14 protein-coding genes are annotated in these 16,372 nt (G+C 72.6%); 8 read left to right on the top strand and 6 right to left on the bottom strand.

What is annotated here, in order from left to right:
• Positions 1-8: 8 nt before the first annotated feature.
• Positions 9-1,265, bottom strand: a complete 1,257-nt coding sequence (locus BX283_RS05465) for a hypothetical protein (protein WP_101386521.1) — start codon at positions 1,263-1,265, stop codon at positions 9-11.
• Between the two features lie 166 nt (positions 1,266-1,431).
• Positions 1,432-3,264 (bottom strand): choice-of-anchor A family protein, encoded by a 1,833-nt coding sequence (locus BX283_RS05460; RefSeq protein ID WP_101386520.1) that lies wholly within the window; start codon positions 3,262-3,264, stop codon positions 1,432-1,434.
• A gap of 329 nt (positions 3,265-3,593) precedes the next feature.
• On the opposite strand from BX283_RS05460, the gene BX283_RS05455 reads away from it, so the two are divergent.
• Positions 3,594-4,859, top strand: a complete 1,266-nt coding sequence (locus BX283_RS05455) for a serine hydrolase (RefSeq protein WP_180357064.1) — start codon at positions 3,594-3,596, stop codon at positions 4,857-4,859.
• Positions 4,860-4,960: 101 nt separating this feature from the next.
• Here BX283_RS05455 and BX283_RS05450 read toward each other — a convergent pair whose 3' ends face one another.
• From BX283_RS05450 to BX283_RS05440, 3 genes are all read right to left on the bottom strand, one after another.
• The gene (locus BX283_RS05450; protein WP_257582008.1) at positions 4,961-5,776 is read right to left on the bottom strand and encodes a hypothetical protein; all 816 of its coding nucleotides are present in this window, start codon (positions 5,774-5,776) and stop codon (positions 4,961-4,963) included.
• Between the two features lie 195 nt (positions 5,777-5,971).
• Positions 5,972-7,159, bottom strand: coding sequence for a GDSL-type esterase/lipase family protein (locus BX283_RS05445; RefSeq protein ID WP_101386518.1), 1,188 nt, complete (start codon positions 7,157-7,159; stop codon positions 5,972-5,974).
• 73 nt (positions 7,160-7,232) lie between these two features.
• Positions 7,233-7,802, bottom strand: coding sequence for a TetR/AcrR family transcriptional regulator (locus BX283_RS05440; RefSeq protein WP_101386517.1), 570 nt, complete (start codon positions 7,800-7,802; stop codon positions 7,233-7,235).
• Positions 7,803-7,873: 71 nt separating this feature from the next.
• Between BX283_RS05440 and BX283_RS05435 the strand changes: the two genes are divergently transcribed.
• The 7 genes from BX283_RS05435 (at position 7,874) to BX283_RS05405 (ending at position 13,110) form a co-directional block, all read left to right on the top strand.
• Complete coding sequence (locus tag BX283_RS05435; RefSeq protein ID WP_101386516.1) at positions 7,874-8,368, top strand: FBP domain-containing protein; 495 nt, start codon at positions 7,874-7,876, stop codon at positions 8,366-8,368.
• Positions 8,369-8,772: 404 nt separating this feature from the next.
• A complete protein-coding gene (locus BX283_RS05430; protein WP_101386515.1) occupies positions 8,773-9,354 on the top strand; it encodes a bacilysin biosynthesis protein BacA in 582 nt (193 codons plus the stop codon).
• Positions 9,351-10,619 carry a DUF6421 family protein gene (locus BX283_RS05425; protein ID WP_101386514.1) on the top strand — a complete coding sequence of 423 codons (1,269 nt, stop codon included), beginning with the start codon at positions 9,351-9,353 and terminating at the stop codon, positions 10,617-10,619. Before BX283_RS05430 ends, BX283_RS05425 begins: the two co-directional genes overlap by 4 nt.
• 32 nt (positions 10,620-10,651) lie before the next feature.
• Positions 10,652-11,125, top strand: coding sequence for a nuclear transport factor 2 family protein (locus BX283_RS05420; RefSeq protein ID WP_101386513.1), 474 nt, complete (start codon positions 10,652-10,654; stop codon positions 11,123-11,125).
• Complete coding sequence (locus BX283_RS05415; protein ID WP_101386512.1) at positions 11,122-12,063, top strand: branched-chain amino acid transaminase; 942 nt, start codon at positions 11,122-11,124, stop codon at positions 12,061-12,063. Before BX283_RS05420 ends, BX283_RS05415 begins: the two co-directional genes overlap by 4 nt.
• Positions 12,060-12,764, top strand: coding sequence for an AzlC family ABC transporter permease (locus tag BX283_RS05410; protein WP_180357063.1), 705 nt, complete (start codon positions 12,060-12,062; stop codon positions 12,762-12,764). Before BX283_RS05415 ends, BX283_RS05410 begins: the two co-directional genes overlap by 4 nt.
• Before the next feature lie 28 nt (positions 12,765-12,792).
• The gene (locus tag BX283_RS05405; protein WP_101386510.1) at positions 12,793-13,110 is read left to right on the top strand and encodes an AzlD domain-containing protein; all 318 of its coding nucleotides are present in this window, start codon (positions 12,793-12,795) and stop codon (positions 13,108-13,110) included.
• Here BX283_RS05405 and BX283_RS05400 read toward each other — a convergent pair.
• Positions 13,103-16,330, bottom strand: a complete 3,228-nt coding sequence (locus BX283_RS05400; RefSeq protein WP_180357062.1) for a BTAD domain-containing putative transcriptional regulator — start codon at positions 16,328-16,330, stop codon at positions 13,103-13,105. The genes BX283_RS05405 and BX283_RS05400 overlap by 8 nt on opposite strands.
• Between the last annotated feature and the right edge of the window lie 42 nt (positions 16,331-16,372).

Genomic DNA, 16,372 nt, shown 5'->3' with positions numbered 1-16,372 from the left:
GGGCGCCGTCATCGCCAGGCGGCCGAGACGCAGTCGAGGTCGATCCAGGAGATGGCGTTGTCCGCGCCGGCGCCGAACGCCCACAGCTCGCCGAGCTTGTTCGCCTCGACCCGGCACACTCCCACCCCGTAGTACATGTTGCGCGGGGTGTTCTGCCGCACGGGCCGCGTGGGCCAGAGCCGCTGCGGCAGCGTCGCGATCAGGGCGTCACCGGTGAGGTTGCAGGTGAGGGTGCCGCGCAGCTGGAGATACGTGGTGTCCGCGAGGGCGACCAGGCGGCCGCGCGGAGCCTCGGCGCCCGCCTTGACGCCGGTGGCGAGGGTGAGGTTCTCCCAGTCGGACAGCACCTTCACTCCGTCGACCGCCGGCTGGGTCGGGTACCAGCCGATGGTGACGTTGCGGCGCCCGGTGGTGCCGGGGACGGTGTCGCTGAAGCCGAACAGCAGCCGGGTCTCGCCGGTCGCCGGGTCCACCTCGACGGCCAGCCCCTCCGGCTCGCGCCGCTCCAGGCCGTCGGCGCCGGTGACCACCTGCGAGTCGAGCTTCGTCTTCGAGTCCAGGGAGTACGACGTGATGTATGCGGTCCCGGGGTAGGTCGTGACCGGGTCCTTCTTCCACTGGTAGACGTACAGGACACCGTTGAGGGCGGTGTACCCCTGGAAGGTGAGTCCCGTCTCCGCGCCCGCCGGCAGCTCGAAGGTGCTGCCGATCTCCACCCACTCGCCCTGCGCCGCCTTGGCCAGGTCGTAGCGGGTGAAGCACCGCACACTGCCCTTGAAGTAGACGATGGTCAGGGTGTTGTTGACGAGGTCCACCGACGGGCCGGTGCTCCGTCCGCCCGGCGGGCAGAACTTCTGCGCGGCGGGCACGTCGGCCTGGTCGAGGGTGGCCCCGTCGACGAAGCGGAACCGGGTGACGGCCGTACCGAAGGCGTTGCTGACCCCGTCGTTGGGGTAGACCGGTCCGACCTCGGTCCACAGATAGGTGTCGGTCCCGACCGGCTCGGCCCCCATCGAGATCCCGTGCCCGAAGCCCGTGAGGTACATGCTGCCCGTCAGCCGCCCGGTGGTCCGGTCGATGCGGTTGAGGTACATGTTCCCGAGGGGCGTCTTGGCGGCGCTCTCCATCTGGAGCACGAAGACGTGCCCGTTGGCCGGGTCGGAAGCGATCGCCTGCGGAGCGGGATTCTTCGTCAGCGGCACGGTCTGGATGAGCTTGCCGGTCACTCCGGACAGGTTGATCCCGTTTATATCGGTAATGGCCATGGATTCCCCTTCTGTGGGGCGCGATCCGGCCCCACCGACCGAGATCGTACGCATGTGCCACACCCGGCAACGACCAGAGCGGCCGTGCCGTCGTAGGGCATACGACAGCACGGCCGCCCTGGCGGGGACCGGTCCGGCCGGTCACCCTGTCAACTGGTCGCGGGCGTCAGCGAGGTCCGCCCTTGCCTCCCTTGCCCTTGCCTCCCTTGTCGGGCTCCCCGCGCTTGTTGGTGAGCTTGACGGTGACGCCCCTGGACGCGTTGGCGGCGGTCACCTCGTGGGGGCCGCTGACCCGGTTCCGCGGCAGGACGTACCCCTCGGGCACGGCCGTCTCCTGGATGTAGTACGAGCCGAGGGACAGGTCCGCGAAGACGCACCGGCCGGAGCTCCCGGTCGCGCAGCCGGGGCCGACCGGGGTGTCGGGCGTGGAGCCCGTGGTCTGGAGCCCGGGGGTCCCGTTGGTCTCGTGCCACAGCCGGAACACCGCGCCCGCGAGCGGACTGCCGGTCTCGGCGTCCGTCTTGTCGACGGTGAGGCTTCCCTTCGGCACGACGTGCCGGTGGTCGGCCACGGTCACCGAGACGCCCCGGGAGGCGTTGGAGTCGGTGAGGACGAGGGGCCCGAAGCGCGCGGGGGAGGGCAGGTCGTAGCCCTCCGGTGCCCTGGTCTCCACCCAGTAGTACGTGCCCGGCGGCACGGTCCGTGCGCAGGCCCCGGAGCCGTCGGTCGTGCACGGCGTGCCCCGGCGGGTGTCCGGGGTGCTGCCCGAGGTCTGGAGTCCGGCGGTTCCGTTGGTCTCCTCCCACAGCTCGAACACCGCCCCGGCGAGCGGCCTGCCGGTGGCGTGGTCCGTCTTGAGGACCTTCACCTCGCCCTCGGTGGGCGGCGCTGTGCCGCAGTCGGGCAGGTTGCCGTCGAAGGCGTAGTTGTGGAACTCCTGGCCGCCACCGCCCGACGGCGGGCTGGTGTGGGTGAGCGAACCGGTGGTGAAGAAGCGCCCGTTGATGCCGGGCAGACTCACCGTCGCCAGGGAGGCCTGGTTGCCGATCAGCACGCTGCCCTGGAACTGGCCGGTGCCCTTGAAACCGACGGAGGTCGCGTCGGGGAAGTTCCACAGCAGTCGGCTGCGCAGCTGGTTGAACGGGCTGGAGTCGTCGATCGTGCCGCTGTAGGTGGTGATGGTCCGGCTGGTGCCGAGCACGTTGACCAGCACGGTCGCCCCGGCGGGGATGCGTGCGAACCGGATGCCCTCCTGGCCGCCGTTCGCGCTCTGCATGTCGAAGTCGACGTTGAACACCTGGAGCATGGAGGTGTTGTCACCGGTGAACAGGGTCTCCCCGTTCGCGTGCACGGCCGTCCCGGTGGGCGTACGGGTGCCGCCGCCGGGGTGCGCGTAGCACTTGCTGGCGTCGGTGAGCTGTCCTCGCAGCGCGGTGTACGGCTTGGCCGCGTCCGGGTCGTGGACGGTGCGCTGGGACGCGATGGTCCCGGTGGCGGTGCCCGCGTGGCGTACGACGCCCTGCTCGGCGAGGAGGCGCTGCCCCGTCGCGACGGTGACGTTGCCGCCGGTGGTCAGCCAGTCCGCGCCGACCGGCGGCGCGACCCGGGAGCCGACCCCGGCCTCGCCGACGTTGTAGATGCCGCTGACACCCGCGGCCTTGTGCTGGTCGAAGCTGCCGAGCACGACGACCCGGCCCTCGGCTTCGGCGGCCTTCTCCCGTACCTGGAAGTCACCGCCGACGTATACGTTGATGCCGTTGTCGCGGAACCGGATGGGCCCGTTGTGGATGGGCGGATAGCCGTCGGGCGGACAGTGGCCCGGCACGCACGGGCCGAGCCCGCCGGGCAGCGGCGCGGCGGCCAGTGCTGCTTCCAGGGACGCCTGCCCGCCGGGCAGGGCGGTCGCCGTCGCGGGGAGGGCTGCCACGGACAGCACGGCCGCGGTCAGCAGCGGTCTGAGGGATCTCGCGCCGGGGTGGGCCAGGGAGAGACGGAACACCGGAACAACCAGCTCCTCGAAAGTGGGATGATCCCCCCTCAAGGCCAGGCTCACACACCCCCGGTCACCGCCGGACGACCCGGCGGGTGTCGCGGGCGAAGACCACCGCAAAGGACCATCGCCGCCCGTGAGCGGTTGCCGGAGGGTGCTGGGCCTGCGGCCGGGGTTTGGCAGAGGGTGCTGCGCCTGCGGCAGGTGTCCCGGCAAGCCCCGCGCGACGGGGCGGAGCGGTCCGCCGATGCCGTCGAGACCTATACGATCTTGGCTGTACTAGTGCTATGAAGGCCGGGGCACTGACCAAGTCGCCGGGGAACAGGGGTACTTCTCATATGGCTGGAATCACGATCGCGCGTTCGGTGACCACGCTCGCGGCCACCGCCGCGCTGCTGGCCGGGAGCGCCGTGGGCGCGTCCGCCGCGCAGGGCCAGGCCGAGCCGGACGTGTCGGGGGTGCGTGCCGCGCTGCAGCGCGTGGTGGACGCGGGGGCGCCGGGCGCGTTCGCGGTCATCCGCGACCACGGCAAGGCCGAGCGCGGCCGGACGGTGGCGCTGGGCAAGGCGAATCTCGACGGCACGCCCATGGACGCGGGCCTGCGCTTCCGGGTGGGCAGCAACTCCAAGATGTTCACCTCGGTCCTGGTGATGCGCCTCGCCGAGCAGGGCCGCATCGACCTGGACAAGCCGCTGCGCGACTACCTGCCCGCCGGGACGCTTCCCGAGAGCTGGTCGATCACCGGGCGCCAGGTCATGGAGCACCGCGCCGGTGTGTACGACCACACCAACGACCTCCTGGAGCAGAGCGGGGAGGAGACCACGGCGGCCTTCGAGAAGCGCATCCGGAACAACGTCTACGAGCCCAGGGACCTCGTGGCGATGTCGGTGAAGCACGGCCTCCAGTACACCCCGGGGACGGCGTACTCGTACTCGAACACCGACTTCGTGCTGATGGGTCTCGCGGCCGAGCACCTCACCGGGCGCCCCTACGCCGAGCTGCTGCGCGAGCAGATCTTCGAGCCGCTGAAGCTGCGTCAGACGTCCTTCACCGTGCCCCAGAAGACCATCGCGGGCCGGCACGTCACCGGCTACCTCACCAACGACGACCGCAGCAAGCCGCTCCTCGACTCGACCGAGCAGACCGCCTCCTGGGTCTGGAGCGCGGGCGGCGTGGTCTCCTCGGCGCGCGACCTCGACCGTTTCATGACCGCCCTGCTCGCCGGGAGCTCCGGCGGGCTGGTCTCCGACGAGTCGCTGCGGCAGATGACGAGCGTGCTCCCCACCGGCACGGCGAAGATCAGCTACGGCTTGGGGGTCCGGGAGATCGCGCTCTCCTGCGGCAAGGTGCTCGGCCACGGCGGAATCGTCCAGGGCTACCAGACGCAGACGTTCTCCACCCCGGACGGCAAGCGCACGGTCGTCCTCTTCGCGAACGCCTCCAACAACGGCGCGATCACCAGCGGTTTGACGAACACCTTGGAGCCCGCGTTCTGCGGCAAGGCACCCACCGCGCCCGCGCCGCGCAGCTCGATCACCGGGAACGGCAACGCGGACAGGGACGGCGGCCGCTGGATCCCCGCCGTGGAGGACACCCGTATCTGATCTGACGTGACCTGTATGGGGGACGGGCGCCCGCTGATGGCGGCGGGCGCCCGTCCCCACCCCCGTACGAAGTGCTCGTCACGGTGTGCGGGGAAGCGTGCTCAGGCCGCCGGGAGCTGGTCGTACGTCTTGAAGGTGTAGTACGCCGTGTACGTGATCCCGCTCTCGCCGGTCTTGGCGGGCAGGCCGAAGCGGTGGTTCACCATGTGGGTGAGCGGGCCGCAGTCGGTCGCGGCCGGGACGGTCAGGGTCCGGTCGTACGCGCTGAAGCGGACCAGCGGCGGGTTCTTGGACAGCCAGGTGCTGGGGCCGTCCTTGCTGAGGTGGAGCGCGACCGGGTGGGCGTCCGTGCCGACGGTGCACCGCTCGCCGAGCAGCGGCGAGACGAGCCGGAACTTCATGTCCAGGGCGCCCTTGTCGGTGCCGGTGCCCAGGAAGTCGGCGTAACCGCCGTACTCGGGCTGGATGGCAAGGCCGAGGAGCGGGTTGCGGCCGGCCGGGTCCGCGGTCCGGCCCAGCAGACCGCCGGGCACCGGGGTCGCGTCGGCCCGCAGCGTCCCGAAGACCTGCCCGGACGTGCCGTCCGGCAGCGGCCCCTCGGCGTGGGTGAGGGTGATCGGCTTCATGTCCGGGACGGCGATCCCGCCGAGCTTGAAGTGCGAGTAGCCGACGGTCACTTCGCAGCGCCACTTGGCCCGGTCGACGCCGACGGGGAGGTGGGTGGGGCAGTCGCCGTAGTCGACGTGCGAGAACACGTCCGAGGCGGGGTCGGTGGGGTCGGCGGCGCCCTGGGCGAGCGCCGGGGCCTGCCCGGCCGTGGCGAGGAGGGCGACGGCGGCGACGACCGTGCCGACTCCCGCCGCGGCACGGCCCGTTCGACGGTTGCGGGCGGCGGACTTCGTACTGTTCGTCTTCATACCGCGAGCCTGGCGGCCGGCCGGGCCCCGATCATCGGGGAGGACCCTGAGTCTGCCCGAATGCTCCCCTGAGGAGCCGTCAGGGGCTTTTCCCGGCTGAGGCCAGGGCCACGTATCCACGTGTTTTCAGACGTGCACGCCCACGTTGCTGAGCCGAGCACGCCCACGTAGTTCAGCCGCACCCGTCCACGTACATCAGACGCGCACGTCGCTCCCGAACGCACCGTCGGCCGTGAACGCCAGCTCGGCGAAGCGTTCGCCGAGCTGGCGGTGGGTGGCCGCGTCCGGGTGGAGTTCGTCGGGCAGCGGGAGGCGGACGGCGTCGGCCTCGCCGTACAGGGCGCGGCCGTCGAGGTGGTGCAGGTGCGGGTCCTCGGCCGTACGCTGCTTGACGATCCGGGCCAGCTCGTCCCGGATGACGCCCAGGGTCAGCTTCCCGCTCGCGCGCTCGGCCGGGTCGCCCATGGCCTTGAACCGCAGCTGCCCGGCGCCGAGGGTCGTGACGTCCAGGGCGCTGGGGCCGGGGGTGTCCTCGTGGATGGGGCACAGGATGGGCGAGACGACCAGCAGCGGTGCGTCCGGGTGGCCTTCGCGGATGGTGTCCAGGAAGCCGTGCACGGCCGGTCCGAAGGCGCGCAGGCGCATCAGGTCGGTGTTGACCACATTGAGGCCGATCTTGACGCTGATCAAGTCGGCCGGGGTGTCCCGCAGGGCGCGGGCGGTGAACGGGTCGAGCAGGGCGCTGCCGCCCAGGCCCAGGTTGATCAGCTCGACACCGCCGAGCGAGGCGGCGAGCGCGGGCCAGGTGGTCGAGGGACTGGCGGCGTCGGAGCCGTGGCTGATCGAACTGCCGTGGTGCAGCCACACCTTGCGGCCCCGGTCCGGGGCGGGGGCCAGGGGGGCGTCGGTGCGCAGGGCGACGAGCTCGGTGGTCTCGTTGTGCGGCAGCCAGATCTCGACGTCCTTGGGGGCGTCGGGCAGGCCCGTGAAGCGGAGGGTGCCGGGCTCTCCGGGCCGGTGCTCGACCGAGCCGGAAGCCATGTCGATGGTCAGGGTGCTGCCGCCCGTCGCACGGGCCTGTCCGGCGAGCACGCCGTCGACGACCAGGTCGTACACGCCGTCCGGGCGGGGCGGGGCGCCCACGTAGACCCGCTTGGTGGGCAGGGTGTCCAGTTCGATCGCGGTGGCTCGGGTGCGGAAGACCAGACGTACGCCGGAGGGCTGGGACTCGGCCATCGCCAGTTGCCCGTCCGTGTTCTGCGCCCGGGCCCGGGCGGGGAGCCGGTGCGGCAGTACGCCGTGCTCGGTGCGCTCCACGTCGAGGGCGCCGCGCAGGAGGCCGGCGGTGACGGGGGTGGTGGTCCAGGCGTCCTGGGTGTGCATGGCCCCTACTTGGTCTTCGGAGTGGCTGGGCTGGTCGGTTCGGGAGTGCGCGGCGCGGGCGTGCGGGGCGGGGTCACCGCGCGGGCCAGTTCCGGAGCAGGGCGTCCAGGGCGTCCAGGATCCGCGTCCAGGTCTGCTGGGTGTCGGGGGCGCTGTGGCTGAAGCCGCCGCCGAGCTCCAGAGTGATGTAGCCGTGGAAGACGCTGCCGAGCAGCCGGACCGCGTGCGTCTGGTCGGGTTCGCTCAGGTCGTAGCCGCGCAGGATGGCCCGGATCATCTGGGCGTGTCTGCCGCCCGCGCTGGCGGCCGCCGCCTCCGGGGTGAGCCTCAGCTGGGCGGCGGCGTAGCGGCCGGGGTGTTCGCGCGCGTAGTCCCGGTAGACGTTGGCCAGCGCGGCCAGGGCGTCCTTCCCCGCCCGCCCGGCCAGCGCGTCGGCGCCCCGGTCGGCGAGCTCCTCCAGCGCGAGGAGCGCGATCCGCGTCTTGAGGTCCTGGGAGTTCTTGACGTGCGAGTACAGGCTCGCGACCTTGACGTCGAACTGCCGGGCCAGCGCCGAGACGGTCACCTGCTCGAAGCCGACCTCGTCGGCCAGTTCCGCCCCGGCCCGGGTCAGGCGTTCCGTGCTCAGCCCTACGCGTCCCATGGTCTCCCTCTCGCTCGCCTGAACCGATTATGCGTTTGCCTAACACCTTTAGGCAAACTAGCCTCACTCTTATGAAGCAGCTGACTGAGAAAGAGATCCGTGCCGCCTTCGTGAACTGCACCAAGGGCGAGGCCAAGCGCCTGTCCGTACCACGTGACCTGGCCGAGCACCCCTGGGACGACCTGGACTACTTCGGCTGGCGAGATCCCCAGGCCCCCGGCCGTGTCTATCTGGTCGCCGAGCTGGAGGGCACCGTCAGGGCCCTCGTCCTGCGCAGCCCCGGCCACACCTCCGGGCAGGCCCGCCGCAGCATGTGCTCGATATGCCTGACGACCCACGACGGCGGCGTGTCCCTGATGGTCGCGCCCAAGGCGGGCAAGGCGGGACAGCAGGGGAACTCGGTGGGCATCTACCTCTGCAGCGACCTCGCGTGTTCGCTGTACGTACGGGGCAAGAGGGACGCGGGCGCCGGCGCGCGGCTCCACGAGACGATCACCCTGGAGGAGAAGATCGAGCGGACCGTGGCGAACCTCGCCGCGTTCGCCGCGAAGGTGACGGAGGTCTGACCGGCGGGCGTCGCCGGCAGGCCGCCGTCCTCGGGGCCGGGGACCCCCGTCGGCTTCCGGCCGCCCCGGATGGGGCTGACGGCGCCCGGGGCACGCGTGTTGCGCCGGTGTGTGCCCCCGCGCGGCATCCGGAATGACGCGATCCGTACGGCGATCGACCGGGTCGGTGGAGGAAAGCGACGCGAATGTCACCCGCCCCGACGGCATTTGTCGCCGGATTTCCGGAACGTTGGACGGACGGGAAGTGGCCACAGTGTGGGAAATCATTCGGTGCGCGAACGGCGTGGTGGCCGCCGTCGGGCGGGGCCGCTTAGGATCACCGACGCGGACCGCGCACCGACGCACGGCCCGCGTGTTGCCCGAGGGCAACGGGAGAACCGCGGGGGAAAAGTGGGGGAGTGGGAATGGTGACGCGGGAGCGCTTATGCGTCAATGATTTATCGCCTTCGCCCATCGGCGAGATACGGCATCTGCACACCCTGGGCCCGACCGGCACCAATCTGGAGGCCGCGGCCCATGAGTGGTTCCGGCGGCGAGGACTTGAGGGCGAGGGGCGGGTGACCCTGCACGCGACCCTCGAATACGCGATGGAGACCGTGCCCAGGAACGGCGAGCACGCCCTCGTCGCCTGTGCCGTCTATCCGGAGCTGCACACGCTCGTATTCGGCAACTTGCGGGTTTGCCGCATGGTGGACTCCTTCGTGTGGCCCACCCATGAAATGGTGCTCGCCGTCGCGCCGGGCGGGAGCGCCGAGCCGCGCACCGTGGCCACCCACCCGGCGCCGGTCGGCCTCGTACCACCGGCGAGCGAACGGCAGTTGGTGACCAGCAACGCGCAGGCGGCCATCGACTGCGCCGACGGCAAGACCGAAGGGTGCGTCACCACGGTCGTCGCGGCGAAGGCCCACGGCCTGCGGGTGCTGCGCAGCTTCGGCGAGGTGCCGATGGTCTACACCGTGCACCACGTGCGGGAGGCCGCTCCGTGACCGCGACGCCCCACCCGCACCGCCTCCAGGACGACATGCTCGGCGAGGCGGACCGGCTCGGCCGGACGCTCCTGCTGCGCATCGACGCCTTCCGCGTACGCCAGCGCGACGACGGTACGGTCCCGGAGCCCAGGGAGGAGGACCGGCGCGGCCTGCTGGCCATCAAGGACGAGGCCGTCGACTGGTTCACCGGGCACGGCAGGGCGAACCAGGCCGGCGCGCTGGCCGCCGACATCGACGGCTGGCTGGCCGCGGGACTCGACACGCCACCGCACTTCGCCCGCAGCCGCGACGCCCTGACCGCCCCGGCCGACGGCGACTGGGCGGCGTTCCTCGCCCCCGTGCAGACCACTAACAGCGCTCCGCCGGTCGGCAGGCGGCTGGAGTTCTTCCTGGTCCGCCGCAAGGAGCCCGACGCGCTGCCCGAGCTGGCCGTGCGCTATCCGCACCCCAAGAACAACTGCCAGGCCACCGTTCTGCTCGCGGGCAGCGAAGGCCTGACCAAGGGCAACTGCATCGTCTTCTTCCCGGAGAACGTCGCGGCCCACGACAAAGTGACCGAACAGGCTTACGCGATCTTCTTCTTCAGTAAATTCCGCCGCATTCACGAGACGTACGCGGTGCCGTCCGCGCGGGCCGTCCTCACCCCGGATTCCGTTCCGCAGGCCTCGATCGGAATGGACCCGGAGGTGTGTTATCAGGCGCGCTCCCTCTGGGGCTATCTGCACGACTACTTCCACCACCAGGGGCAGTGGCCGCTCGACCGGCACATCAAACTCAAGATGAACTGGTTCATCGGCCTGCTCGAAGAGCTGAAGGTCGACGCCAAGACCGTGCTCGCCTGCCACGACGACGCCGTTCCGTACGCCGACGAGCAGATCGCGATGATCCTCCTGGAGCGGATGTTCCGCTACCCGCTCGATGCCCGGGCGGTCCGCAACTTCGACGCGGGCACCGGGGTGTTCCTCTACTCGTGGCTGCGCGAACGCGGTGCCCTCGCCGACCACGGCGGGCGGCTGTCGCTGGCGTACGAACGCGTCCTGGACGGACTGCGCGAACTGGTGGACACGATCGAGGCGATGGAAGCCGCGGTCGCCACGCCCGAGGAGTACCGCGCGGCGGCCAGGGAACTGGTACGAACGCAGCTGCGCGAGGGCGCCGAGGGCGACCGCTACGCGTTCACGGACGACCAGCTGACGCTCGTGCGCGCACGGGACCGGCTGGCGGCCCTGCCACCCCTGCACTTCGCGCCCGCCGAGGTGTGAGCAAGCCATCGAGAGCTGAGGAGACGAGCGACATGGACACCCACGCCACGGGGGGCGAGGGCCGCGACGACGGCCGGGCGCTGGACCGGGCAGCCATGGAAGCCGCGGTACGGCTGTATTTCGAGGCGTGCAACAAGGTCGACCGCGACCTGTTCGCCCAGTGCCTCTCCGAGGACGTCGTGCACTACCTCGCCGGGGGGATGTCCGGCCCCATCGCCGGCATCGACCCGGTCGTGGAGCGCTGGGGCGCCGATGTCCGCGCCAACGACTCCCACTGGGCCGTGGACGCCGTCTACGCGGATGCGCACCGCCGCACCGCCGTCTGCGAGTGGACCGCCTTCAAGCCGCGCCTGGGCAAGGTGCTGCGCGGCGCGGAGGTCTACCGCTTCGACGCCTCGGGCCTGATCGACGAGGTCCGCATCTACTACGCCTCCCGGCGCGACGACACCGTCCCGGTCAACGAACTGGAGGGCTTCCCCTACGCGGAACGGGGCTTCGCCACGTGAGCGACGCGAACCGCGCGCCCGTCCCGCCCCCGCTCGACGACCGGGACGGCACCATCTGGCTCGACGGACGGCTCGTGCCCTGGCGCGAGGCCCGGCTGCACGTCCTCAGCCACGGGCTGCACTACGGCGGCAGCGTCTTCGAGGGCGAACGCGTCTACGGCGGCCGGGTCTTCAAGCTCCACGAGCACAGCCTCCGCCTGGTCGCCTCGGCCCGCGAGATGGGCTTCGCCCTGCCCTGGGACGCCGAGGAGCTGGACGCCGCGACCCGCGAGGTGGTGGCCGTCGCGGGCCTGGCCGAGGGCTATGTCCGCCCGGTCGCCTGGCGCGGCAGCGACACCCTGCGCCTGGTCGCGCCGGGCAGTTCGGTCCATGTGGCGATCGCCGCGTGGCCCTGGCCGCAGATCTTCGCCTCCGGGCCGCGCGGCATCCGGCTGCGCACCTCGCGCTGGCGGCGCCCCGCGCCCGACACCGCACCGATCCGGGCCAAGACCGCGGCCCTGTACGCCCTCGGCTCCCTCGCCGGACAGGAGGCGGAGGAGGCCGGAAGCGACGACGCGCTGCTCCTGGACCACCGGGGCCGCCTCGCCGAGGCCACCGGCGCCAATCTGTTCCTGGTGATCGACGGCGCCCTGCACACCCCGCCGCCGGAGTGCGTACTGGACGGCATCACCCGCCGTACCGTCATCGCGCTCGCCCACGAGCTCGGCCTCACCGTCGTCGAACGACACCTGGATCCGGCCGAACTGGCCCGCGCGGAGGAGGTGTTCCTGACCGGCACGGCGTACGAGGTCCAGCCGGTCACCGCCGTCGACGCATGGGAGTACCCGATCGGCGAGGTGACGAGCACGCTGGTGGAGGCGTACGCGCGGACCGTGCGGGAACCCCGCCCTGCCCCGACGGACGAGGCGGCCCCGGCCGTGGCGAGCGAGAGCGGATGACCGGCACCGAATCCGAGCCCACCCGTCCGGCCCCGCCCACCGGGCGGCGCGAGGCATGGGCCGCGGGCGCCCGAGCCGCGGTGCCGTTCACCGTGGCGATCTTCGCGTTCGGCATCTCCTTCGGCGTGCTCGCCAAGGGCGCGGGCTTCGGCGCGATCGGCGCGACCTCGATGTCCGGCCTGGTCTTCGTCGGCTCCTCGCAGTTCGCCGCCGTCTCCGTGATCGCCAACGGCGGCGGCTGGGCGGCCGCGGCCGTGGCGGGCACTCTGCTGAACCTGCGCTATCTGGTGATGGGCTTCGCCATCCTGCCCGCGCTGCGCGGCGGCCGGGCCCGCCGCGCGGTCGAGTCGCAGCTGGTCATCGAGGAGTCCTGGGCGATCGCGAGCGACGCGGACGGGCGCTTCGACCGGATCCGGCTGCTCTCCTCGGGCGTGGTGCTCTGGCTCGGCTGGGTCCTGGGCACCCTGCTGGGGGCGACCGGCCCGTTCAAGGCGGTCGACGTCCTCAACTACGGGCTGGACGCCGTCTCGCCGGTCCTCTTCTTCCTTCTGCTCGCGCCCCACCTGGGTACCGCCCGCAAGCGGACGGCCGCCGCGACCGCGGCCGTGTGCGCCGCGGCCCTCACCGCGGCCGGGCTCCCCGACGCGGCCATCGCCGTGGCCTGTCTGATCGCCGTCGCATGGACGGCCAAGTCCCGATGAGCCGTGCAGCGCCAATGGAGGGGGCCCGTTGAGCAACGACCCGTGGATCGTCGTCGGCGCCCTGGTGGTGACCACGTTCCTCATCAAGGGCGCGGGCTCGCTGGTGATGGGCGACCGTGAACTGCCGGGCTGGTTCCCCCGGTTCGTGGAGTATCTGACGCCCGCGCTGCTCGCCGTCCTGGTCGTCACCCAGCTGGTGGGCTCGGCGGGCGCGCACGGCATGACCTTCGACGCCCGCCTCGCCGGGTTCGCCGGAGCCCTGGTGGCCTGGCGGCTCAAGGCGCCCGTGCCGCTCGTCGTCCTGGTGGCGGCGGTGGTCACCGCGCTGGTACGCGCGCTCAGCTGAGGCCGTGGTCCTCGCCCCGCAGGGCGGCGGCGACCTCCAGGGCCCGCGCGAGCCCGGGTTCGTGCCCGGCGGCCCGGTGCAGCCGCAGGGACCGCTCCACGGCCTGCGCCGCCTTGGTGCGGTGGCCGAGCGCCAGGTGCACCCGGGCGAGTTCGGTCCGCGCCTCGCCCTCGACGAGCCGGAGCCCGGCCTGCCCCGCGGTGCTCAGCGCCCGCCGGGTGAACGCGAGGGCCTCGCGGTTCTCGCCCAGGTGCCGGTGGGCCGCGGCCAGGCCCACACAGGCCGCCGCGTCCGCCCGCAGACAGCCCGTCGCCCGGGCCGCCTCCAGTGCGCGCTGGTGGTGGTCCAGGGCGCCGGGCGCGTCGTCCAGGTGCAGCAGTACGGTGCCGATGGTGTTGAGCGCGTCCGGCTCGACCAGCCGGCGGTGCGTGCGGTGGGTGATGCTGAGGGCGTCCATCCCGTACTTGAGCGCGAGCCGGGGATCGCCGCTGTCGCGGCACACCGCCGCGAGCGCGTTGAGCGCGCCCTCCGCCGCGTAGGTGGACAGCAGCCTGCCGTGGGCCGCCAGCGCCCGGGTGAGCAGGCGCTGCGCCTCCTCCAGGGCGCCCAGCGCGTGGTGGAGGGCGCCGAGCCCCCACAGGGCCAGCATCACGGTGTGCTCGTCGCCCGACACCTCGGCGCGCTCCCGGGCCTCGGTGAAGTACGGCAGCGCCGCGTCCAGTTGGCCCCGGTCCAGGCGGACGGAGCCGAGCAGGAACAGCGCCCACGCCTCCCCGGCGGGCTCTCCGCCGTCGCGGTAGAGGGCGAGGGTGTGCTCGGCGTGGCGCGCGGCATGGTCGAGGGCGCCCAGCTCGCGGTGCGAGGCGGCGAGCCCGAGCACGGCACCGGCCCGTTCCACCGGCAGCCCGGCCCGCCCGAACAGGGAGTCGGCGCGGGCGCTGTGCTGCAGTGCCTCGTCGTGCCGGGCCAGCTCCCACAGGACGTAGCACAGGCTCCAGTGCATCACCGCGCGCGCGTGGTCGTCGTGCTCGGCCTCGGCGGCCCGCAGCCCGGTCTCCGCGGCGCGCAGCCAGTCGGTGCGCTGGCCGTGCTCCATCAGATGACCGTGGGTGGCCAGGGCGGACTTCCAGGCGAACGGACGCGGCCCGTGGCCCAGGGCGTGCTGCGCGCAGGCCAGCAGGGCGGCCCGCTCGTCCTCCAGCCAGGAGGACGCGGCGGACGGGCCGCTGAAGGTCAGGGGCGCGGTCGGGGAGCCGTCCGGTTCCGGCGGGGCGGCGGCGTACCAGGAGTAGAAGGTCCCGTAGAGCAGATGGCCGGCCTGCTCGGCGGTCCCCAGGTACCAGGTGAGCAGCCGGTCGAGCGCTTCCTCGCGTACGGCGGCGGTGTCCTCCTGCCGGGCCCGCTCGCGGGCGAACAGGCGGACCAGGGCGTGCAGATGGAACCGGCCGGGCCGGTGCGTCTCCAGCAGGCTGCGCGAGACCAGCTGGTCCAGGAGGCGGGCCGTGGCGTTCAGCGGAGCCCCGGCCAGCGCCGCGACGGCCGGCGTGGAGACCTCGGCGCCGGGCGTGAGGGCGAGCAGGCGCAGGAGCTGCTGCTCCGGCGCGGGCAGCGAGCGGTAGGACAGGGCGAGGGCGCTGCGCACGCCGGTGTGCTGCTCCTGGTCGAGCGTGAGGTCGTCCAGGCGGTCGTCGCCGCGCAGGGTCTCCACGACCTCCGCCAGGGGCACGTGCTGGTCGCCGATGAGATGGGCCGCGACGATCCGTACGGCCAAGGGAAGGCCGCCGCACAGGCGGACGGCTTCGGCGGCGGCCTCGGGTTCGCCGCGTACGCGGTCGGCGCCGATGACGCGGGCGAGCAGCGCGAGCCCCTCCTCGTCGTTGAAGACGGCCACGTTCACCCGGTGGGCGTCGTGGAACGCGGTCAGGCCCCGCAGGTCGTTGCGGCTGGTGACGACGACGAAGCAGGTCGGTGAGCCGGGCAGCAGCGGGCGCACCTGTTCGAGACCGGCCGCGTCGTCCAGGAGGATCAGCATCCGCTTGCCCGCGAGGAGCGAGCGGTACAGGGCGGCCTTCTCGTCGGTGTTCTCCGGCAGGTGCCCGGCGCCGACCCCGAGGGCCCGCAGGAGCTGGCCCAGGGCGTCGTCGGCGGTGGTGGGGGCCTCGTCGGCGTGGCCGCGCAGGTTCGCGTACAGCTGCCCGTCGGGGAAGCGGTCGGCGGCCCGGTGCATCCAGTGCACGGCCAGGGCGGTCTTGCCGACGCCCGCCATGCCGGAGAGCGAGGAGATCACCAACGTCTGCCCCGGGCCCGTGGCGTACTGGGACAGCAGGGCGTCGAGCTCGCGCAGATAGCCGGTACGGCCGGTGAAACTGCCCACGTCGGGCGGCAGTTGACGGGGGACGGGGAGCGCGGCGGGCGGCTGCGGGGGCGGGGGCTCGGGGACGGGCTCGGCGGCGAGGCCGGGGTCGCCCACCAGGACGCGCTGGTGCAGCTCCTTGAGCGGGCGGCCCGGCTCGATGCCCAGCTCGTCGTCGAGGAGCTGGTAGTAGTCGCGGTACGAGGCGAGCGCGTCGGCCTGCCGCCCCGAGCGGTACAGCGCCAGCATCAGCTGGCAGCGCAGCCGCTCGCGCAGCGGGAACTGGGCCACCAGCGTGGTGAGTTCGGGCACCGACTCCTCGAAGCGGCCCAGCTCGACCAGCGCGTCCAGCCGGTCCTCCCGGGCCACCAGCCGCAGCTCTTCGAGGCGGTCGGCCTCGGCCAGCGCGAAGCTGCGGTCGCTGACGCCTTCGAGCGCGGGCCCGCTCCACAGGGCGAGCGCCTGGTCGAGCAGGGCGACCGCGGCCCGGGCGTCGTCGTCGGCCGCGGCCTTGCGGGCCTGGTCGGTCAGGTGGACGAAGTGCAGGGCGTCGACCTGCTCGTCGGCCACCTGGAGGGTGTAGCTGGTGTTGCTGCGGGCGCCCGCGCTGAGCAGGAGCTCGAAGCCGGAGGTGGCCCTTCGTCCCGGTTCCAGGATGCGCCGCAGATGCATGACGTGGGTGCGCAGGGCGCTGACCGCACCGTCCGGGGCGTCGCCCTCCCACAGCAGCTCGGAGAGCCGGGAGGTGCTGACCGGACGGCCGCGGGCGAGCGCGAGGGCAGCCAGGAGTGCGCGCTGCTGCGGCCCGAGGCCGATCTGCCGGCCCTGGACCTCCACACTCACCGGGCCCAGGAGGCGGATCCGCACCGACTCCTTCGGTGCCGGTTCCGCCCCGGGCCCCGAGGTGCG

Origin of the sequence: Streptomyces sp. TLI_146, assembly GCF_002846415.1 — a bacterium.
Lineage (GTDB): Bacteria > Actinomycetota > Actinomycetes > Streptomycetales > Streptomycetaceae > Streptomyces.
The sequence above is the reverse complement of the archived record's forward strand: the minus strand, read 5'-3'. Positions and strand labels throughout refer to the sequence as shown.